This window comes from Micromonospora sp. WMMD987, assembly GCF_029581435.1.
GTDB classification, from domain to species: Bacteria; Actinomycetota; Actinomycetes; order Mycobacteriales; family Micromonosporaceae; genus Micromonospora; species Micromonospora rifamycinica.
The window spans coordinates 5,267,850-5,286,924 of the sequence record NZ_CP120861.1 but is presented as its reverse complement, the minus strand read 5'-3'; the positions used below and the strand labels follow the sequence as shown (position 1 = coordinate 5,286,924).

The window sequence follows — 19,075 nt, the reverse complement described above, 5'->3', positions numbered from 1 at the left end:
CACGGCGGGGCTGCGGAAGGAGGGTAGCGGCGTGGGCTCGGTCACCGCCACTGTGGCACTACCCACGAGCGCAAACGTTACCCGATGGTTCCGGACATTCGGGGCCATATCCCGGGCCGGATTCCGCCGGTACGCCACCTATCGACAGGCCGCCCTGGCCGGTGCCGTGACCAACACCGTGTTCGGTTTCCTGCACTGCTCGGTGCTGCTGGCCGCCGCCGGGGCCGGTGGCGTCGGCGGGTACGACCGGGACCAGCTCGCCACCTTCGTCTGGATGGGGCAGGGGCTGATCGCCGTCGTGCTGCTCTGGGGCTGGACCGACCTGGCCGACCGGATCCGCACCGGTGACGTGGCCGCCGACCTGCTCCGCCCGGTGCACCCGGTGACCAGCTACCTCGCCACCGACCTGGGGCGGGCCGGGTACGCCGCGCTGGCCCGGCTGCTCCCGCCGGTCCTGGTCGGGCCGGTCTTCTTCGACGTGTACCTGCCGTCCCGGTGGTCCACCCTGGGGCTCTTCGTGGTCTCCGTGGTTGCCGCCGTGGTGCTCTGCTTCGGCTGCCGGTTCCTGGTCAACGCCACCGCGTACTGGTGGCAGGACGCGCGGGGTCCGCTGCTGCTGTGGACCCTCGGCTCGGGTGTGCTGGCCGGGCTCTACTTTCCACTGCGGTTCCTGCCGGAATGGCTGCAACTGGTGCTGTGGTGCGGCACCCCGTTCCCGAGCCTGATGCAGACCCCGCTCGACGTGCTGGTGGAGCGGGATCCACCGGCCGTCCAGGTCGGCCTGGTCGCCCTCCAGCTCGGCTGGACGGTGCTGGTGCTGGCCGCCTGCCGGCTGGTGCAGCGGCGGGCCGAACGCCGGCTGGTGGTGCAGGGTGGCTGAGCACCGGGTGTCCACCCGCGCGGCGGGCCTGCCGGGTGGGACGCTGCGGGCGTACCGGGCGCTGCTCGGGGCGCAGGCCCGGTCGCAGACGGTGTACCGGGCGTCGTTCCTGCTGGACCTGCTGGGCAACGTGGGAGCCACCGTCTTCGACGTGGTCACCGTCCTGGTGATCTACGGGGTGACCCGGGAACTGGGCGGGTTCACGCTGCGCGAGACGCTGGTGATGGTGGGGCTGTCGGCCAGCGCCTTCGCCGTGGCGGACCTGCTGGTCGGCAACATCGAGCGGCTGCCCGGCCACGTGCGCACCGGCCTGTTCGACGCGGTGCTGCTCCGGCCGCTCGGCACGCTGCCCCAACTGCTGCTGATGAACCTGCCGCTGCGCAAGGTGTCCCGGGGCCTATTCGGGGTGGGCGTGCTGGTGGTGGCGCTGACCTCGGCCGGGATCGACTGGACCCCGGCCCGGGTGGCGCTGGCGGTGGTCGCCCCGCTGGCCGGGGTGGTCTTCTTCGGGTCGCTCTTCGTGGCCACCGCCACCGTGTCGTTCTGGTGGGTGGACTCCGGTGAGCTGGCCAACTCGGTCACCTACGGTGGGCGGGACTTCACCTCGTACCCGGTGACCGTCTTCGAGGGGTGGTTCCGGGCCGCCTTCGCGTACGGCCTGGGGTTCGCCTTCGTCAGTTACCAGCCGGCGCTGGCGCTGCTGGGCCGCGCCGACCCGCTCGGCCTGCCGTCGTGGGCCGGCTGGGCCGCGCCGGGGGTGGCGTTGGTCGCCGCCGTGGTCGCGGCGGCGGCCTGGCGCACGGGTGTCCGCCACTACCGGAGTACGGGGTCATGAGCGTCATCGAGATGGACGGGCTGCGCAAGGAGTTCACGGTACGGGTGAGGGCGGGCCGGCTGCGCCGTCAGAAGCGGACGGTCACCGCCGTGGACGGCATCGACCTGCGGGTGGAGCGTGGCGAGATGCTCGGCTACATCGGCCCGAACGGGGCGGGCAAGTCGACCACCCTGAAGATGCTCACCGGGGTGCTGAGTCCGTCGGCGGGGCAGGCCCGGGTCTGCGGCCTGCGTCCGGTCGCCGACCGGACCCGGCTGGCGCTGCGGATCGGGGTGGTCTTCGGCCAGCGGTCCCAGCTCTGGTGGGACCTGCCGCTGGGTGACTCGTTCGACCTGCTGCGTCACCTGTACCGGGTGCCCGCCGCCGACCACGCCGCCCGGCTGCGCCGCTGCCGTGACCTGCTCGACCTGGACGCCTTCCTGGACACCCCGGTACGGCAGCTCTCGCTGGGGCAACGGATGCGCGGCGAGTTGACCGCCGCGCTGCTGCACGGGCCGCAGGTGCTCTTCCTCGACGAGCCGACCATCGGCCTGGACGTGGTGAGCAGGCAGGCGGTCCGGGAGTTCCTCGCCGAGCTGGGCCGGGCCGGGGACACCACGTTGGTGCTGACCACCCACGACCTGGCCGACATCGAGCGGTTGTGCGCCCGGCTGGTGGTGGTCGACCACGGCCGGGTGGTGCACGACGGTTCGATCGCCGCCCTGCACACCCGGTACGGCTCCCGCCGGCTGGTCGTCGTCGAGCTGGACGTTCCGCTGGCGGTGCCGCCGCGGCCGGTGGGGGCGCCGCTGCTCCGGGTCGAGGCCGACGGGCGGCGGCTGGTCTACACGCTGGAGTCGGCGGGGGTGGCGGAGGTGGTGTCCGCGGTGGCCGGGCTGGCCGCGTTGCGTGACGTCTCGATCGTCGAGCCGGACATCGAGGATGTGGTGGCCCGGCTCTACCGGACCCCGCCCCCGGACCCCGCCGTCACCGGCCCGCGCCGACCGGGGTGACCGGGTTGACCGCTCCGGCCGTCCCCGGCCCGCGCCGACCTGGTTGACCGCTCCGGCCGTCCCCGGCCCGCGCCGACCATGGTCACCGGCCCAGGTCGCCCGGTCCGGCCGTCCCCCGGGGCGGGGGCGCCGGACATGACGACGGCCCCGCCCGGTGGGGGTGGGGCCGTCGGGAGACGTCCGGTCAGACCGGTTCGCCGATCTGCACCCGGGGGGCCGGGGCGCGCATCCGGCGGAAGGTGATCGACCGCATGATCGCGTACAGGTAGAGCGAGCCCATCCGCTCGCCGCTGGTGGGGAAGCGCTCCCGGACCAGCTTCTTGATCCGGCGGGAGATCAGCACCGAGTCGATCACCACGCCGAGTGCGAGCGCGCCCCACACCACGTTGGAGGCGAGCCGGATCGCCTGCGGCATCGCGGCGTTCGAGCCGATCAGCACGATCAGCGCGCCACCGAAGAACCAGGTGCCGATCGTCCGGCGGGAGTCGACCACGTTGCGGGCCAGCAGCCGTTCCGGCCCCCGGTCCCGGGGGCCGCCCTCGCGGCGGAACTCGGCGGCGGCCTCGGTGCGCGCCTTGCGGCGCTGCTCCCGGGCCTCCTCCTTGGTCAGCGGCCGGGTCGGGCCGGCGGGCCGGCGACCGGCGACCGGCCGTTTCGGGGTCTCGACGCCCAGTTCCTTCTTGCTCGGGGTGTAACCCCGGGGGCGCGCGGCGGATGGCTCCTCGGTCACCACCGTGGCGGCGGTGGAGGAGTCGGAGTCGGCGGACTTGCGGCGAAACAGCGACGGCACGAGGTGAAGGGTAGCCACCCGTCGGCGCCCGGTGCACATCACGGGTGCACCGGGCGCTCGACGGGCGGGTGGACCGGGGTCGCGGCCGCGGCCGGGAGCGGGCCGGACCGGGGTCGCGGCCGCCCCGCGCCGGGTCGGACGGTGTTACGGGCGTTCGGTGTGCGCGCCGAGGTCGGCCAGCTTGGCCTCGAAGTCCTCGTAGCCCCGGTTGATCAGGTCGACGCCGTACACCCGGGAGGTGCCCTCGGCGGCGAGCGCCGCGATCAGGTGGCTGAACCCGGCCCGCAGGTCCGGGATGACCAGGTCGGCGGCGTGCAGCTTGCTCGGCCCGGCGATCACCGCGGAGTGCTTGAAGTTGCGGCGGCCGAACCGGCACGGGGTGCCGCCGAGGCAGTCCCGGTAGACCTGGATGTTGGCGCCCATGGTGTTCAACGCGTCGGTGTAGCCCAGCCGCTGCTCGTAGACCGTCTCGTGGACGATCGACAGGCCCCGGGCCTGGGTCAGCGCCACCACGAGGGGCTGCTGCCAGTCGGTCATGAACCCGGGGTGCACGTCGGTCTCCAGCGCCACCGCGTTCAGCTCGCCGCCCGGGTGCCAGAAGCGGATGCCGCCCTCCTGGCCCGGGTCGCCGAGCTTCGGCGGGCGGGCGTCGGTGACCTCGTACTCGCCGCCGACGGAGCGGAAGATGTTGAGGAAGGTCATCATGTCGGCCTGCTGCGCGCCGAGCACCTCGACGTGACCCCGGGTGGCCAGCGCCGCCGCCGCCCAGCTCGCCGCCTCGATCCGGTCCGGGATCGGCCGGTGGGTGTAGCCGTGCAGCTTCTTGACGCCCTGGATCTCGATCACCCGGTCGGTGTGCACCTTGATGATCGCGCCCATCTTCTGCAGGATGCAGATCAGGTCGATGATCTCGGGCTCGACGGCGGCGTTGCGTAGCTCGGTGACGCCCTCGGCCATCACCGCGGTCAGCAGCACCTGCTCGGTCGCGCCGACGCTCGGGTACGGCAGGGCGAACTTGGTGCCGTGCAGCCCGTTCGGCGCGGACAGGTGCAGGCCCTCGGGGCTCTTCTCCACCGTCGCGCCGAACTCGCGCAGCGCCTGGAGGTGGAAGTCGATCGGGCGGGGGCCGATGTGGCAGCCGCCCAGGTCCGGGATGAAGGCGTGGCCGAGCCGGTGCAGCAGCGGGCCGCAGAACAGGATCGGGATCCGGCTGGATCCGGCGTGCACGTTGATCTGGTCGGTGCTGGCGCTCTCGACGTTGGACGGGTCGAAGACCAGCTCGCCGTCCTCGGTGCCGTCGGTCACCTTCACCCCGTGCAGGCCGAGCAGCCCGCGGACCACCTCGACGTCACGGATCTTGGGGACGTCGAACAGCCGGCTGGGCGAGTCGCCCAGCAGGGCCGCGACCATCGCCTTGGAGACCAGGTTCTTCGCGCCGCGCACGCGGATCCGCCCTTCGAGCGGAGTACCTCCGTGTACGACCAGGACGTCGTCCGTCAACGCAACCTCCAGCGCGTGTCGGGTGGTGCCGGGTGAGTCGATGATGGGGCATGCTGTCCAGCCGTCCGGCATGAACTGTCAGCTACCCGCTGGGGGGCCGAGGCGAAACGGCCCCCGTGGTACGTCGCCCCGGCAGCATAGCCCTCCGTGACGAGATGCGAATCGGTCACGGCGACGGTCCGGGAACGAACCGGGGAATCTGGTACGTTCTCGTACCTTCTCGGTGACCGTACGTGATCAGGTGGCGGCGGGCGGCGGGGTGTCGGCAGCCGGCAGCGCCAGCATCTGGTCCAGCGCCACCCGGGCGTGGTGCGCGGTGTCCGCGTCGACGGTGATCTGGTTGACCACCCGGCCGGCGACCAGCTCCTCCAGCGCCCAGACCAGGTGCGGCAGGTCGATCCGGTTCATCGTGGAGCAGTAGCAGACCGCCTTGTCCAGGAACATGATCTGCTTGTCCGGGTGGGCCAGCGCCAGCCGGCGGACCAGGTTCAGCTCGGTGCCGACCGCCCACGCCGAGCCCGCCGGGGCCGCCTCGATCGCCTTGATGATGTATTCCGTCGAACCGACCTGGTCGGCGGCGGTGACCACCTCGTGCCGGCACTCCGGGTGCACCAGCACGGTGACCCCGGGCACCCGGGCCCGGACGTCGTTCACGCTGTCCAGGGTGAACCGGCCGTGCACGGAGCAGTGCCCGCGCCACAGGATCATCCTGGCGTCCCGCACCTGCTCGGCGGTGAGCCCGCCGTCGGGCTTGTGCGGGTCGTAGAGCACGCAGTCGTCCAGCGAGTAGCCCATCTCCAGCACCGCCGTGTTGCGGCCCAGATGCTGGTCGGGCAGGAACAGCACCTTCGACCCCTGGGCGTACGCCCAGTCCAGCGCCCGCTTCGCGTTCGACGAGGTGCAGACCACGCCGCCGTTGCGGCCGACGAAGCCCTTGATGTCCGCCGAGGAGTTCATGTACGTCACCGGGACGGTGTCCGCCGCCACACCCAGGTCGGTCAGCACCTCCCAGGCCCGCTCGACCTGCGACAGCACCGCCATGTCGGCCATCGAGCAGCCGGCCGCCAGGTCGGGCAGGATCACCCGCTGCGCGTCGGTGGTGAGGATGTCGGCGCTCTCGGCCATGAAGTGCACGCCGCAGAAGACGATGTACTCCGCGTCCGGCCGGGCCGCCGCCTCCCGGGCCAGCTTGAACGAGTCGCCGGTGACGTCGGCGAACTGGATCACCTCGTCGCGCTGGTAGTGGTGACCGAGAACGAACACCCGCGTGCCCAGCGCGGCCTTCGCCGCCGCCGCCCGGGCCACCAGGTCCGGGTCGCTGGGCGCCGGCAGGTCTCCCGGACACTCCACGCCACGCTCGGTGGCGGGGTCGCTGCCACGGCCGAGGAGCAGCAGCGCGGTCGCCGTGTTGGAGGGTTCCACCCAGGTCGAAGTCACGTCCTCATGGTCCCACAACGGGCCGTTCGCACGACCGCTGCCGGTGTGGGCTGCCACACTGCCCCGCGCCGATGTGGCCTGCCACACTCGGGGCATGCGCGTGCTGCTCTGTCCGGACAAGTTCGCCGGCACCCTTCAGGCCCCCGAGGTGGCGGCCGCCGTCGCCGCCGGCTGGCGCGCGGTCGACGACGCGGACGAGCTGCTCATCCGTCCCCTCGCCGACGGTGGGCCGGGCTTCGTCACGGTGCTCGCCGGCGCGCTCGACGGTCACCGGATCCCGGTGCCGACCGTCGACCCGCTGGGCCGGCCCGTCACCGGTGAGATCCTGCTCACCGCCGACGGCACCGGCTACCTGGAGAGCGCCCAGGCGTGCGGACTGCACCTGCTGGCCGCCACCGAGCGTGACCCGAAGGCGACCACCTCGTACGGCCTCGGGGCGCTGGTCACCGCCGCCGTCGAGCACGGGGCGCGCACGGTGGTGATCGGGCTGGGCGGCTCCGGCACCAACGACGGCGGGGCCGGCCTGTTCGCCGCGCTCGGTGCCACCCCGCTCGACGACGCCGGCCGGGCCCTGCCGTACGGCGGGGCGGCGCTGACCGCCGTCGCCGCCCTCGACGGGGTGCCCCGGCTGCGCGGAGCCACCCTGGTGGCCGCCACCGACGTGGACAACCCGCTGCTCGGTCTGCACGGCGCCAGCAGCGTCTACGGCCCGCAGAAGGGTGCCGACCGGGCCGACGTGCTGCTGCTGGACGCCGCGCTGGAGCGGTGGGCGACGGTGCTGGAGCGGGACCTGCCGGGCTGTCCGCCCGGCCTGGGCGCGCTGCCCGGCGGGGGTGCCGCCGGCGGCCTCGGGGCGGCTGTCCTGGCCCTCGGCGGGCGCTGCGAATCCGGCATCGGCCTGGTCGGCCGGGCGATCGGCCTGGAAGCGGCGCTGGACGCCTGCGATCTGGTGATCACCGGGGAGGGGTCGTTCGACCATCAGTCGCTGCGCGGCAAGGTGGTCGCCGGGGTGGCCGGGGCGGCCCGCGACCGGGGGGTGCCGTGCGTGGTGCTGGCGGGCCGGGTGAGCACCGGCCGGCGGGAGGCCGCCTCGGCCGGGGTGACCGAGGCGTACAGCCTGGTGGAGCACTTCGGCGGCGAGGAGCGCGGCGGGGTGGCGGCGGCGATGGACCGGCCCGCCGAGGGGCTGTGGGCGCTCGGCGCGCGGCTGGCCCGGCAGTGGAGCCGCTGACCGGGCGGCCGGGCGGGGTGGCCGCGAGCCGTCCGGCGGTGGCCGGGCCGGGTGGCCGGGAGCCGTCGGCCGGTGGCCGGGAGTCGTCTGGTGGGTGGCCGGCGGGGCGGGCCGGGGCGGCGATCGCGCCGGCCGGGTGGGCTCCGCCGGGGCGGCGTACCATCGGAGCTGGACCACACCGGGAATCACTGGCCGTCGCACGCTGTTGGCCAGGGTGTCCGGACCCATACCGCGCAGGGAGATTTCCACGTGACCACGCCAGCGCAGACCGACTCGACCGAGGCTCAGGCCCCTACTTCCGTCGTCCTCACCGACGTCGCGGCGCAGAAGGTCAAGGCCCTGATCGAGCAGGAGGGCCGCGACGACCTGCGGCTCCGGGTCGCGGTGCAGCCGGGTGGCTGCTCCGGCCTGCGGTACCAGCTCTTCTTCGACGAGCGTTCGCTCGACGGTGACGTCGTCACCGACTTCGACGGCGTCGGCGTCGTGGTCGACCGGATGAGCGCCCCCTACCTGGCCGGGGCGACCATCGACTTCGCCGACCGGATCGACGCCCAGGGCTTCACCATCGACAACCCCAACGCGGGCAGCTCCTGCGCCTGCGGCGACTCGTTCAGCTGAGTCGCGATCCGTCGCGTCCGACGGGGCCGTCCCGACCCGGGGCGGCCCCGTCGTCGCGTCCGGGCCGCTTGTCGTGTCCGGGCCGGCTGTCGTGTCCGGGCCGGCTGTCGCGTCCGGGCCGGCTGTCGTGTCCGGGCCGGCTGTCGCGTCCGGGCCGGCTCGGGGGCGACCGGCGCGTGACGTAGGGATGACCAGGTGGTGGCCGGTGCTCGTCCGACCCTCGTCCGTCGCTTGAGTGTGACCGGTAGGCTGACCCGCGCCGTGCTCCCGACCCCGAGGGTTGACATGAAGATCGCCGTGACCGGTTCGATCGCGACCGACCACCTGATGAGCTTTCCCGGCCGCTTCGCCGACCAGCTCATCGCCGACCAGTTGCACAAGGTCTCGCTCTCCTTCCTGGTGGACGACCTGGTACTGCGCCGGGGCGGGGTGGCCGCCAACATCGCGTTCGGCATGGGGCAGCTCGGGCTGAGCCCCACCCTGCTCGGCGCGGTGGGTGCCGACTTCGCCGACTACCGTTCCTGGCTGGAGCGGCACGGCGTGGACTGCGACTCCGTGCACGTCAGCGAGGTGGCCCACACCGCCCGCTTCGTCTGCACCACCGACACCGACATGTGCCAGATCGCCTCGTTCTACGCGGGGGCGATGAGCGAGGCCCGCAACATCGAGCTGGCCCCCGTCGCGGACCGGCTCGGCGGCCTGGACCTGGTCCTGGTCAGCGCGAACGACCCGGAGGCGATGCTCCGGCACTCGGCCGAGTGCCGGGACCGCGGCTACGCCTTCGTCGCCGACCCGTCGCAGCAGCTCGCCCGGATGGACGGCTCGGACGTGGTCGCGCTGATCGACGGGGCCGAGTACCTGATGACCAACGACTACGAGAAGTCGCTGCTCCAGAGCAAGGCCGGCCTGACCGACGCCCAGCTCCTCGACCGGGTGAAGGTCCGGGTCACCACCCTCGGCAAGGACGGCGTGGAGATCGCCACCCGGGCCGGGGAGTCGTTCCGGGTGCCGATCGTCCGCGATGCGCGGGCGGTCGACCCGACCGGGGTCGGCGACGGCTTCCGGGCCGGTTTCTTCGCCGCCCTGTCCTGGGGGCTCGGCCTGGAACGTGCCGCCCAGGTCGGTTCGCTGCTGGCCGCGCTGGTCCTGGAGACCGTCGGCACCCAGGAGTACGACGTGCGCCGCGACGTGTTCGTCAAGCGGCTGGCCGACTCGTACGGGGACGACGCCGCCGAGGATGTCCGGCCGCACCTGGTGCCATGACGCAGTCGCTGGTCGTGTTCGCCGGCCTGCCCGGGGTGGGCAAGAGCACCCTCGCCGGGCAGGTCGGCGTCTCCCTGGGCGTTCCGGTGCTGCCGGTCGACCCGATCGAGCGGGCGCTGGCCCGGCACGGGCTGACCGGTCACGGGGCGGGCCTGGCCGGGTACGACGCGCTGGCCGGGCTGGCCGGGGTGCAGCTCGGGCTGGGCTCCAGCGTGGTGGTCGACGCGGTCAACCCGGTGGCCGGTGCCCGGGGGCTCTGGTTCGACCTGGCCGCGCGGGCCGGGGTGCCGCTGCGGCTGATCGAGGTGTACTGCGGCGACGAGGCGGAGTGGCGTCGGCGGGTGGACGCCCGGCACGCCGCGGACCCGCTCGCCCCGACCTGGGAGCAGACCGGCCGGCGCGGCGCGGAGTACGAGCCGTTGATCGGCCCCCGGCTGGTGGTGGACACCACCATCGCGATCGACCCGCTCCCGGCCATCCTGCGGTACCTGGCCTGACCCGTCGTCTCGGCCCGGGCCAGCCGACCTGGCCGGGAGAGCGGTCCGGGTTGGCGGCGACGACGTCGACCCCTCGCGACGGATGAAGAACAGCACCGGACCGGACCTGCCGCTACCTACCGCCACCCGGTCAGCCAGCACGTGCACTCCCCGCTGTCGCCGCTGCCGGTATACCAGCAGACGGCGGGGAGGCAGGGGCTGCGCACGGCACCCAGGGCCACGCTGCGCCCTCCGGTGACGACCGTACCGCCCAACACCGCAGCGCAAACGCCGCTCCCGACCTAAATCGCCCCCACCCCACCCCACCCCCCTGTCGATCATGGAGTTGTGGTGCCTGCGAATCGGGCGGTAATGCCGCAGATCGGCCACCACAACTCCATGATCGACGGAGGGGTGGGGTGGGGTGGGGTGGGGGTCAGTGGGTGCGGCGCACCTCGTAGCCCGGTCCGGCCGGAACGGCGGCGACGAACTCCTGGGCGCGCATCCGGCACCAGGCGGGGATGTCGACGGCGGCGGCCGGATCGTCGGCGAGGACCCGCAGGACCGTGCCGACGGGCAGCTCGGGCAGCCGGCGGGCCAGCGCGATCACCGGCAGCGGGCAGCGCTGCCCCCGGCAGTCCAGCACCTCCGTGGCCCCGTCGCCGCTGGCCCCGGTCGGGCGGTCGAGAGGGGTGGACCCGTCGTCGTCCGTCCTGGTCGGCGGGCCGTCCGGGTCGGGCGGGGTGGTCACCGGCCCACCACGCCGGCTCGGCGGGCGGGTCGGGTCGGGTGGGGTGGTCACCGGCCCACCATGCCGGCTCGGCGGGCCGTCCGGGTCGGGTGGGGTGGTCACAGGCCCACCACGCCGGCGTCGGCCCGCAGGTCGGCGACGATCCCGGGCAGCTCGGCGAGGAAACGCTCGACGTCGGCCCCGGTGGTGTCCCGGTGCAGCGAGACCCGGACGTTGCCGTGCGAGAGCACCCCCATCGCCTCCAGCACGTGCGACGGGCGCAGCGTCGAGGAGGTGCAGGAGGAGCCGGAGGAGACGGCGAAGCCGCGCCGGTCCAGCGCGTGCAGCAGCACCTCGCCGTCGACGTACAGGCAGGAGAAGGTGACCAGGTGGGGGAGCCGGTCGACGGGGTCGCCCACCACCTCCACGTCCGGCACCTCGGCGGCGACCCGGGTGCGGATCCGGTCCACCAGCGGGGTCAGCCGGGCCGCCTCCGCCGCCGCGTCAGCCGCCGCCGCGCGCAGGCTCGCCGCCGCCGCCACCACCGCCGGCAGGTTCACCACCCCGGGGGTACGCCCGAACTCCCGCTCGTCGACCGGCCACGGCGACTCCCAACGGGTGCCCTTGCGGACGACCAGCAGCCCGACGCCGGGTGGGCCGCCCCACTTGTGCGCGCTGGCGGTCAGCACCGACCAGCCGGCCGGCACCGGAACCCGGCCGACCAGCTGGGCCGCGTCCACGTAGAGCGGCACCCCGGCGGCGGCGCAGTCGACGGCGGCCCCGGCGACCGGCTGGACGGTGCCCACTTCGTGGCTGGCCCCGATCAGCGCCGCCAGCGCCACCCCGGGGGAGTGCACCGCCGCCGACCAGGCCACCGGGTCGAGCCGGCCGAGCCGGTCCACCGGTACGGAGGTCGCGGTGCCACCGGCCGCCACGTGTCGCCCGGCGGCGTGCAGCACCGCCGAGTGTTCGATCGCCGAGTGCACCAGCGTCGTCCCGCTGCGTCGCCGGCCGGCGAGGCCACCGAGCACGGCGGAGTGCGCGGCGTGCGTACCGCTGGGGGTGAAGGAGAGCTCGTCGGGACGGACGCCGAGGGTGTCGGCGGTGGCCTCGCGCGCCGCGTCGAGGAGCTGGGCCGCCCGGCGGGCCCGGGTGTAGAGCCGGGCGGGGTCGGCCCAGCCGTCGTCGAGGGCGGCCAGCAGCGCCTGCCGGGCGACCGGATGCAGTGGCGCGGCGGTGGCCGCGTCCAGGTAGACCGGGTGGGCACTCACGACTGATGACGCTATCGCGTCGGGACGACCACGATCCCCCCCGATGGGGTCGGACAGCGACCCCAAGACGGTCGAGCCCGCCATGGTCGAGTAATCTGCGACCGTCGGTGACGCCTTTGCCGTCGGTGCTGTTGGAAAGCCCCACCGCGGCGCGCTAGGGAGGCAGGACCAGGTGGTCGCAAGGAGTTCGGAGGTACGGCCGTCGGCCGTACGGCACGGCGCTTCCCCCGGAGCCGGTGAGCGTCGGCGGCGTGGTGCTGGCCGGCTCGCCGGGCTCGGTCTCGGCGGAGCTGCGCTGCTGGTTCTGCTCACCGGGTGTGACGTCGGCCGTTCCGTCGACGGCTTCGGCTGGCCGCAGGGTGGCATCACCCCCGAGGCGCACCGGATGTACGACCTGTGGATCGCGTCCTGCATCGCCGCCCTGGCGGTGGGTGTCTTCGTCTGGGGCCTGATCTTCTGGTGTGTGGTGCGTTACCGCAAGCGTGGCAACGAGCTGCCGGTGCAGACCCGCTACAACCTGCCGATGGAGTTCCTCTACACCATCGCGCCGATCCTGATCGTCTCGGTGCTCTTCTACTACACGGCGGTGGTCCAGACCGACGTGGTGCGGACGACGAAGAACCCCGACGTCGTCGTCGAGGTCGTCGCCGTCAAGTGGAACTGGCAGTTCAACTACCGCGACGGCCAGGGCCCCGAAGCTGACACCGTGGCGTCGGTGCTGGGCACCAGCGAGGTCATCCCGGTCCTGGTGCTGCCGACCGACCGGTCCATCCGGTTCGAGGAGACCAGCCGTGACGTCATCCACTCCTTCTGGGTGCCGGAGCTGCTGTTCAAGCGCGACGTGATGCCCGGCAAGATCCGTAACGTCTTCGAGGTCTCCAAGATCGAGACCGAGGGTGCGTACGTGGGACGCTGCGCCGAGTTGTGCGGCAGCTACCACGCCTTCATGAACTTCGAGCTGCGGGTGGTCTCCCCGGAGGCGTACGACCAGTTCCTGGCGGCCAAGCGGGACGGCAAGTCGACGCAGGAGGCGCTGACCGCCATCGGTCAGGACCCGTACGCGAAGACCACCCAGCCCTTCGACACCCGGCGGACGAAGGACAACTTCAACCCGGACGACGCGTCCGCGGGCGCGGGAAACTGAGGTATCCGGCATGAAGACCGAGTGGCGCATCTTCCTCATCATCGCCGTGTTCCTGCTCGGCGCGACGGTCCTCTACGGTGCCTGGACGTACGGTGACTCCGGCGGTCAGGTCGAGTGGGTCGGCACGGTGGCCCTGCTGCTGTCCTTCCTGCTCTGCGCGATGTGTGGCGGCTTCTTCTGGTTCGTCTCCCGCCGCATCGACCTGCGCCCCGAGGACCGACCGGACGGCGAGATCGCCGACGGCGCGGGCGAGATCGGCTTCTTCAGCCCCGGCAGCTACTGGCCGTTCGGCCTGGCGCTGGCCGCCGCGATCGCCGGCCTCGGCCTGGTGTTCTGGCAGTTCTGGCTGCTCGGTCTGGGCCTGGTGCTGGTCATCTTCGCCGCCTGCGGCCTGCTCTTCGAGTACTACTCCGGCACCCGCCGCACCGCCGAGCACTGATCCACCCGACAGGCCCGTCTCCCCGTCCGGGAGGCGGGCCTGTCGCCGTTTCCCTTCACCGCACAGGCCCGCCTCCCGCCCGGGAGACGGGCCTGTCACCGGTCGGTGGGTACGGAGCGCCGAACGCTCCTGCGGCGACCTGGTACGGCTTCGGCCCTGGTACGGCCTCGGCCCCGGTGCCGCCGGATCAGGCGGGCGTGGCCCAGACAGGTCCCTGGTCGGTCCAGGTGACACCCCTGTTGCGGCAGAGGCAGAACGGGTGACCGACCGGGTCGGTGTAGACCCGCCATCCGTAGCCGTCGGGGTCGATGAAGTCTCGCTCCAGGGTCGCGCCGAGGGCCAGGACCCGGCGCTGTTCGGCCTCGATGTCGTCGACTTCGAAGTCGAGGTGGAACTGTTTGGGGTGCTCGCCGTCGGGCCACTGCGGGGCGTGGTATTCCGCCACCCTGATGAAGGCCAGCTCGATCTCGCCGAACCGGATACCGGCCCAGTCCTCGTCGCTGCCCTCCTTGACCGGGCGACCCGTCACCGCGGAGTAGAAGGCCGCGAGCGTCATCGTGTCCGGGCAGTCGATGATGAAATCGGTCAGTCGGAGCATCCGGTGATCCTGTCACGCACCTCGGGTGGGCCGGCGACCGAGCCAGCACCGGGGAGCCGGCGGTGCCCCGGCGGGGTCAGGCCGCGTGCCGTCCGGCTGACGGCCGGCGGCGACGGTGGTCGGCCAGGTGGGTGGGCCGGAAGGCGAAGGTGGCGATCAGTACCGCCGAACCACAGCCGGTGCAGGCCAGTTCGGGGCAGTCGACGCCGTGGCCGTCGGGGCACGGCGGTGTCTCGAACGGCTGGACGCCCCCGCAGGTGTCGCAGTAGAGCTCGCGGTCCGACACGGGCGTCCCCTCTCGCTCCGGAAACCGTCGATGGCCATTGCCGCCATCACCGGAAACGGAAAACTACTCCGCTGTAGTTTCCCACGCCCGGGTGACACTTCCCCGCCGCCCCGCCGCCCCGCCGGTCGGGTAGGACGTGCGTCGTCCGGCTGGGTCGGCCGGTCCGACGGTCAGGGGCGGCCGGGCGCGGGGGAGGGGGCTCACAGGGAGCGGGCGACCTCGATCCACCGATCGAGAGTGGCCGCTGCCGCCCCCGAGTCGACGGACTCCGCGGCGCGGGCCAGGCCGGCGCGTACCGCCTCGGTGAGGTCGCCGTCCAGTGGAGTCTGGGTGGCGAGCGCGACGGCGGCGTTGACCAGGACAGCGTCGCGGACCGGACCGGCCTCCCCGGCGAGCAGCCGCCGGGCCACGGCCGCGTTGTGTGCGGCGTCGCCGCCCCGCAGGTCGGCCAGGGTGGCCCGGGGCACCCCGAGGTCGGCCGCGTCCAGCACGGCCTCCCGGACGGTGCCCTGCTGGGCCACCCAGACCCTGGTCGGCGCGGCGGTGGTGAACTCGTCCAGGCCGTCCTCGCCGCGCATCACGATCACCGAGTCGCCCCGGCCGGCGAAGACCTCGGCCATCACCGGGGCCATCCGGGCGTCGAAGCAGCCCACCGCCCCGGCCCGCGGCCGGGCCGGGTTGGTCAACGGGCCGAGGAAGTTGAACGCGGTCGGCACACCGATCTCCCGCCGGACCGGGCCGGTGTGCCGCATGCTGGGGTGGAACCGGGCCGCGAAGCAGAAGCCGATCCCGGCCTCGGCCACACAGCGGGCCACCTGCTCCGGGCCGAGATCCAGCGGCACGCCGAAGTGTTCCAGCAGGTCGGCGGTGCCGCAGAGCGAGGAGGCGGCCCGGTTGCCGTGCTTGACCACCCGTACCCCCGCACCGGCCACCACCAGCGCGGTCATCGTCGAGATGTTGACCGTGTGGGCGAGGTCACCGCCGGTGCCCACCACGTCGACCGCGGTCCGGCGCAGCTCCTCCGGCAGGGTCACCGGGACCGAGTTGGCGAACATCGCCTCGACCAGGCCGGCCAGCTCGGCAGGGGTCTCGCCCTTGGCGCGCAGCGCGACCGCGAAAGCGGCGATCTGCGCCGGGGTGGCGGCCCCGGCCATGATCTCGTTCATCGCCCAGGCGGTGTCGGCGGTGGACAGCTCGTTGCCGCGCAGCAGCGCGTTGAGCAGGTGCGGCCAGGTCCGTTCGCCCATGCTGGGCCTCCCGAGCGGCGTGGGTGTGGTGGACGGGGAGCGCCCGTCACCCCGGGCGCCAGGGACGCCGCCGAGCGTGTCCGGCTCAGGCGGCGGCGTGCGTACGCAGCAGCTCGGCGACCGTGGTGCCGGTGGTCACCGGGTCGAGCGGGTGCATCAGCACGCCGTCGACCTGCGCGTACGAGGCGAGCCATCGGTCGGCGGCGCGGGCGATGACGACGCAGGTGGGCGGGGCGTCCGCCCGGTCGTCCTTGATCTGGCGGGCGATGCCGATGCCGCCACCGGGGCTGGCCTCGCCGTCGAGCAGCATCAGGTCGATCTCGTAGTCGTCGACCAGCCGGACGCAGCCGAAATAGTCGGACGCCTCGACGAACTCGATCTGGATGCCGGGCGCGGGACGGGTGCCCACGGCCAGCCGCATCCGGTCCCGGACCTGCGCGTCGTCGCTGTAGAGCAGGACGGTGCAGAGACGATCGCTCATGCCGACACTCCGCTTCGCTCCGTGCCGTGATGAGGCACCGTCGCACTGAGCCTGACTCGCTCGCTGCGCTCACTCATGGGCTGTACTCCTCGTTGCTGCCCGCTGATCCTACCGGGCGGTGTGGCGTACTCGACATCCCGCCCGCCGGCTGCCGCCGGACCGGACGTCGCGGCAGCTCAGCGGGGGTTTCCGGGACTCGCGCCGGCCCCCGCCCCGGTGGTGGCTCCGGTCCCGGCGGCGGTCCCGGTGCCGGCGGCTGCGCCCGCCTCGGCCGAGGCGGTCCCGGTCCCGGCGGCGCGGTCCCGGGCCTCCTGCCGGTCCAGCTCGCGGTCCACCCGGCGGGCCTCCCGCTCGGACTGCTTGACCCACTGCACCACCAGCACCGCGAGCATCGTCACGCTGACGAACTCGCCGCCGGCCCAGAGGATGCCCCCGGCGACCACCTGGTCGTTCCACGGGTCGGACCAGGCCAGGCCGAGCGACGGGTACCAGTCGCCGCCGAACAGGGTGGTGCTCTGCATGATGGTGAGGCCGAGCACCGTGTGGAACGGCACCGAGAGCAGCATCAGCAGCGCCCGCGCCGGGTACGGCCAGCGGCCGGGCAGCGGGTCCAGGCCGAGCAGCGGCCAGAAGAACACGCAGCCGGTCATGATGAAGTGCGCGTGCACCAGCTCGTGCGCCCACGCGTGTTCGAGGGTGTAGCGGTAGAGGTCGGTGAAGTAGAGCGCGAACGGGTTGACCACGAAGATGGTGAACGCCACCAGCGGGAAGCTGTAGACCCGGGCGATCCGGCTGTGCACGACCGCCAGCAGCCGCTTGCGCGGGCCGACCGGCAGGGTGCGCAGCGCGAGGGTGACCGGTGCGCCCAGGGCGAGGAAGATCGGCGAGATCATCGACAGCACCATGTGCTGCACCATGTGCACCGAGAGCAGGGCGGTGTCGTAGGCGTGCAGGCCGCTGACGGTGACCGCGGCGATGCCGCCCAGGCCGGGCCCGAGGAAGCACACGGTACGCAGCACCGGCCAGTGGTCCCCGCGCAGCCGCAGCCGGTACACCCCGTAGAGGTAGAGGCCGGCGGCGAGGACCAGGCCCAGGGCGAGCCAGCTGTCCAGCCGGGTCTCGGTGAAGACGCGGGTGATGTCGAACGGCGGCGGTACCTCGACGCCGCCCGCGGCCACTACGGTGGACGGGGCCGTCGAGGTGGCGGCGAAGATCGAATCGACGTGCAGCACGCTTTTCAGGCTAGGCCAGGCGAACCGGACCCCCACGATCGGGCCATCCCTGAGCCGGGTTTGGCCCCCCGCTGATCGCCCGCCCCGGTCAAGGGCAATAATGACCGCGTGACTGCGGCCCCAGCCATTGACAAGAGCCGGATCCACTCTCTGACGCGGCCCAACATGGTCAGCGTGGGGACGATCGTGTGGCTCTCCAGCGAACTCATGTTCTTCGCGGCGCTGTTCGCGATGTACTTCTCGATCCGCGCGGCGGCGCCGGAGCAGTGGGAGAAGCACACCGAGGTACTCAACATCCCCTATGCGACCACCTTCACGGTGATCCTGGTGCTGTCCTCGGTGACCTGCCAGCTCGGTGTCTTCGCGGCCGAGAAGGGTGACGTCCACGCCCTGCGGCGCTGGTTCACGCTCACCTTCGTGATGGGCCTGATCTTCGTGCTCGGCCAGGCGAACGAGTACCTGACCCTGGTCCACGAGGGCGTGAAGATCAACGAAGACGGTTACGGGTCGATGTTCTACCTCACCACCGGCTTCCACGGCCTGCACGTGACCGGTGGCCTCATCGCCTTCATCATCTTCATGATCCGCACCACTATGGGCCGGTTCACCCCCGCCCAGGCCACCTCGGCGATCGTCGTGTCGTACTACTGGCACTTCGTCGACGTCGTGTGGATCGGGCTCTACGCCATGATCTACTGGCTTCAGTGATCTTGGCGCGTCACGTTCCGCGCCGCCGCTCCGTCCCCTGAGACAAGGTCCAACCGGTTAAGGACACAGGTCATGACTTCTGACAACGACCGCCGACGCGGTCTGCTCGCGCGCCTGCGCGGGCGGCCCGCGGCGCGCAGCAGGGGCCGCCGCCGGCTGGGCGCGGCGTTCCGGCTGATCGCCGCGCTGACGCTGGCCGGCGGTGCCTACACGGTCTTCGCCCCGGGCGCGCAGGCGCAGGAAAACCCGCCGCTGACCGGCGCCGCGGCCGAGGGTCGGGCGCTGTTCGACGTGAGCTGCGTGACCTGCCACGGCCCCAACGCCCAGGGCGTCGAGGGTCGTGGCCCGAGCCTGATCGGTGTCGGCTCCGCCTCGGTGGAGTTCCAGGTCGGCAGCGGCCGGATGCCGATGGCCCGGCAGGAGGCGCAGGCCATGCGCAAGCCGCCGGTCTTCACCGACGAGCAGGTGCGCCAGCTCGGCCAGTACATCCAGGAGCTCGGCGGCGGCCCGCAGGTCCCGCAGGGCAACCTCCGCGAGGGGGCCAACCTGGCCACCGGTGGCGAGCTGTTCCGGATCAACTGCTCGCAGTGCCACGCCTTCGGCGGCGGCGGCGGCGCGCTCTCCTCCGGCAAGTACGCCCCGAGCCTGGCCCCGGCCAGCGACGCGCAGATCTACGCCGCGATGCTCAGCGGCCCGCAGAACATGCCGGTGTTCGGCGACAACCAGATCACCCCGGAGCAGAAGGCGGACATCATCGCCTACATCCAGGAGTCCCTGAAGGCCGACCAGGACCAGGGCGGCTTCAACCTCGGTCGGTACGGGCCGTCCACCGAGGGACTGGCCATCTTCCTGGTGGGCATCGTCGCGCTGGTCTTCACGAGCCTGTGGATTGCGGGCAAGTCGTGACCGGGCGGATC

At 72.8% G+C, this 19,075-nt stretch carries 20 protein-coding genes and 1 pseudogene; 11 read left to right on the top strand and 10 right to left on the bottom strand.

Annotation, left to right across the window (positions count from 1 at the left end):
• The first annotated feature begins 166 nt into the window (after positions 1 to 166).
• The 3 genes from O7612_RS22235 to O7612_RS22225 are packed head-to-tail and all read left to right on the top strand — an operon-like array spanning position 167 to position 2,707.
• Entirely contained in the window at positions 167 to 880 is a 714-nt protein-coding gene (locus tag O7612_RS22235) for an ABC-2 family transporter protein (RefSeq protein WP_282267088.1), read from the top strand.
• Positions 873 to 1,715 (top strand): ABC-2 family transporter protein, encoded by an 843-nt coding sequence (locus O7612_RS22230; protein WP_282267086.1) that lies wholly within the window; start codon positions 873 to 875, stop codon positions 1,713 to 1,715. Before O7612_RS22235 ends, O7612_RS22230 begins: the two co-directional genes overlap by 8 nt.
• Complete coding sequence (locus tag O7612_RS22225; RefSeq protein WP_282267083.1) at positions 1,712 to 2,707, top strand: ATP-binding cassette domain-containing protein; 996 nt, start codon at positions 1,712 to 1,714, stop codon at positions 2,705 to 2,707. Before O7612_RS22230 ends, O7612_RS22225 begins: the two co-directional genes overlap by 4 nt.
• A 184-nt stretch (positions 2,708 to 2,891) precedes the next feature.
• Here O7612_RS22225 and O7612_RS22220 read toward each other — a convergent pair whose 3' ends face one another.
• The 3 genes from O7612_RS22220 to nadA form a co-directional block, all read right to left on the bottom strand.
• Complete coding sequence (locus O7612_RS22220) at positions 2,892 to 3,536, bottom strand: DUF3043 domain-containing protein (protein ID WP_282267081.1); 645 nt, start codon at positions 3,534 to 3,536, stop codon at positions 2,892 to 2,894.
• Positions 3,537 to 3,641: 105 nt separating this feature from the next.
• On the bottom strand, positions 3,642 to 4,997 hold the full coding sequence (gene murA / locus O7612_RS22215; protein ID WP_348773976.1) for a UDP-N-acetylglucosamine 1-carboxyvinyltransferase: 1,356 nt from the start codon (positions 4,995 to 4,997) through the stop codon (positions 3,642 to 3,644).
• 237 nt (positions 4,998 to 5,234) lie between these two features.
• Positions 5,235 to 6,434: a quinolinate synthase NadA gene (gene nadA, locus O7612_RS22210; protein ID WP_282267077.1), complete on the bottom strand. Its 1,200-nt coding sequence runs from the start codon at positions 6,432 to 6,434 to the stop codon at positions 5,235 to 5,237.
• 94 nt (positions 6,435 to 6,528) lie between these two features.
• Between nadA and O7612_RS22205 the strand changes: the two genes are divergently transcribed.
• From O7612_RS22205 to O7612_RS22190, 4 genes are all read left to right on the top strand, one after another.
• Positions 6,529 to 7,665 (top strand): glycerate kinase, encoded by a 1,137-nt coding sequence (locus O7612_RS22205; protein ID WP_282267075.1) that lies wholly within the window; start codon positions 6,529 to 6,531, stop codon positions 7,663 to 7,665.
• A gap of 249 nt (positions 7,666 to 7,914) precedes the next feature.
• On the top strand, positions 7,915 to 8,283 hold the full coding sequence (gene erpA, locus O7612_RS22200) for an iron-sulfur cluster insertion protein ErpA (RefSeq protein ID WP_067314213.1): 369 nt from the start codon (positions 7,915 to 7,917) through the stop codon (positions 8,281 to 8,283).
• Positions 8,284 to 8,568: 285 nt separating this feature from the next.
• Positions 8,569 to 9,546 carry a carbohydrate kinase family protein gene (locus tag O7612_RS22195; protein ID WP_282267073.1) on the top strand — a complete coding sequence of 326 codons (978 nt, stop codon included), beginning with the start codon at positions 8,569 to 8,571 and terminating at the stop codon, positions 9,544 to 9,546.
• Entirely contained in the window at positions 9,543 to 10,043 is a 501-nt protein-coding gene (locus O7612_RS22190; RefSeq protein WP_282267070.1) for an ATP-binding protein, read from the top strand. Before O7612_RS22195 ends, O7612_RS22190 begins: the two co-directional genes overlap by 4 nt.
• Before the next feature lie 415 nt (positions 10,044 to 10,458).
• Here O7612_RS22190 and O7612_RS22185 read toward each other — a convergent pair whose 3' ends face one another.
• Positions 10,459 to 10,668 carry a sulfurtransferase TusA family protein gene (locus tag O7612_RS22185; RefSeq protein WP_282273996.1) on the bottom strand — a complete coding sequence of 70 codons (210 nt, stop codon included), beginning with the start codon at positions 10,666 to 10,668 and terminating at the stop codon, positions 10,459 to 10,461.
• 203 nt (positions 10,669 to 10,871) lie between these two features.
• The gene (locus O7612_RS22180) at positions 10,872 to 12,023 is read right to left on the bottom strand and encodes an aminotransferase class V-fold PLP-dependent enzyme (RefSeq protein WP_282267069.1); all 1,152 of its coding nucleotides are present in this window, start codon (positions 12,021 to 12,023) and stop codon (positions 10,872 to 10,874) included.
• A 172-nt stretch (positions 12,024 to 12,195) separates the two neighbouring features.
• Here O7612_RS22180 and coxB point away from each other — a divergent pair, with 172 nt between their 5' ends.
• Together coxB and O7612_RS22170 are read left to right on the top strand one after the other, a co-directional pair.
• A complete protein-coding gene (coxB, locus tag O7612_RS22175) occupies positions 12,196 to 13,167 on the top strand; it encodes a cytochrome c oxidase subunit II (RefSeq protein WP_282267067.1) in 972 nt (323 codons plus the stop codon).
• A gap of 10 nt (positions 13,168 to 13,177) precedes the next feature.
• On the top strand, positions 13,178 to 13,606 hold the full coding sequence (locus O7612_RS22170) for a cytochrome c oxidase subunit 4 (RefSeq protein WP_282267065.1): 429 nt from the start codon (positions 13,178 to 13,180) through the stop codon (positions 13,604 to 13,606).
• A gap of 187 nt (positions 13,607 to 13,793) precedes the next feature.
• Here the strand turns inward: O7612_RS22170 and O7612_RS22165 are convergent, their stop codons facing one another.
• From O7612_RS22165 to O7612_RS22145, 5 genes and pseudogenes are all read right to left on the bottom strand, one after another.
• Positions 13,794 to 14,204: a VOC family protein gene (locus tag O7612_RS22165; protein ID WP_282267064.1), complete on the bottom strand. Its 411-nt coding sequence runs from the start codon at positions 14,202 to 14,204 to the stop codon at positions 13,794 to 13,796.
• 76 nt (positions 14,205 to 14,280) lie between these two features.
• On the bottom strand, positions 14,281 to 14,490 hold the full coding sequence (locus O7612_RS22160) for a hypothetical protein (RefSeq protein WP_282267061.1): 210 nt from the start codon (positions 14,488 to 14,490) through the stop codon (positions 14,281 to 14,283).
• Positions 14,491 to 14,690: 200 nt separating this feature from the next.
• Positions 14,691 to 15,737, bottom strand: a complete 1,047-nt coding sequence (trpD, locus tag O7612_RS22155; protein WP_282267059.1) for an anthranilate phosphoribosyltransferase — start codon at positions 15,735 to 15,737, stop codon at positions 14,691 to 14,693.
• Positions 15,738 to 15,822: 85 nt separating this feature from the next.
• Entirely contained in the window at positions 15,823 to 16,218 is a 396-nt protein-coding gene (locus O7612_RS22150; RefSeq protein ID WP_282267057.1) for a hypothetical protein, read from the bottom strand.
• 290 nt (positions 16,219 to 16,508) lie between these two features.
• Positions 16,509 to 17,432: pseudogene (locus O7612_RS22145) on the bottom strand (cytochrome c oxidase assembly protein); the annotation flags it as partial.
• A 126-nt stretch (positions 17,433 to 17,558) separates the two neighbouring features.
• Here O7612_RS22145 and O7612_RS22140 point away from each other — a divergent pair.
• Together O7612_RS22140 and O7612_RS22135 are read left to right on the top strand one after the other, a co-directional pair.
• Positions 17,559 to 18,158: a heme-copper oxidase subunit III gene (locus tag O7612_RS22140; RefSeq protein ID WP_067314692.1), complete on the top strand. Its 600-nt coding sequence runs from the start codon at positions 17,559 to 17,561 to the stop codon at positions 18,156 to 18,158.
• A 72-nt stretch (positions 18,159 to 18,230) separates the two neighbouring features.
• Positions 18,231 to 19,064, top strand: coding sequence for a cytochrome c (locus O7612_RS22135; protein ID WP_067314690.1), 834 nt, complete (start codon positions 18,231 to 18,233; stop codon positions 19,062 to 19,064).
• Positions 19,065 to 19,075 lie beyond the last annotated feature (11 nt).

Coding starts and splice junctions, on each gene's coding strand:
- O7612_RS22225 (WP_282267083.1), top strand. CDS start 1,712: ATGAGCGTCATCGAGATGGACGGGCTGCGCAAGGAGTTCACGGTACGG.
- O7612_RS22220 (WP_282267081.1), bottom strand. CDS start 3,536: ATGTGCACCGGGCGCCGACGGGTGGCTACCCTTCACCTCGTGCCGTCG.
- O7612_RS22205 (WP_282267075.1), top strand. CDS start 6,529: ATGCGCGTGCTGCTCTGTCCGGACAAGTTCGCCGGCACCCTTCAGGCC.
- O7612_RS22195 (WP_282267073.1), top strand. CDS start 8,569: ATGAAGATCGCCGTGACCGGTTCGATCGCGACCGACCACCTGATGAGC.
- O7612_RS22190 (WP_282267070.1), top strand. CDS start 9,543: ATGACGCAGTCGCTGGTCGTGTTCGCCGGCCTGCCCGGGGTGGGCAAG.
- O7612_RS22170 (WP_282267065.1), top strand. CDS start 13,178: ATGAAGACCGAGTGGCGCATCTTCCTCATCATCGCCGTGTTCCTGCTC.
- O7612_RS22165 (WP_282267064.1), bottom strand. CDS start 14,204: ATGCTCCGACTGACCGATTTCATCATCGACTGCCCGGACACGATGACG.
- trpD (WP_282267059.1), bottom strand. CDS start 15,737: ATGGGCGAACGGACCTGGCCGCACCTGCTCAACGCGCTGCTGCGCGGC.
- O7612_RS22150 (WP_282267057.1), bottom strand. CDS start 16,218: ATGAGCGATCGTCTCTGCACCGTCCTGCTCTACAGCGACGACGCGCAG.
- O7612_RS22135 (WP_067314690.1), top strand. CDS start 18,231: ATGACTTCTGACAACGACCGCCGACGCGGTCTGCTCGCGCGCCTGCGC.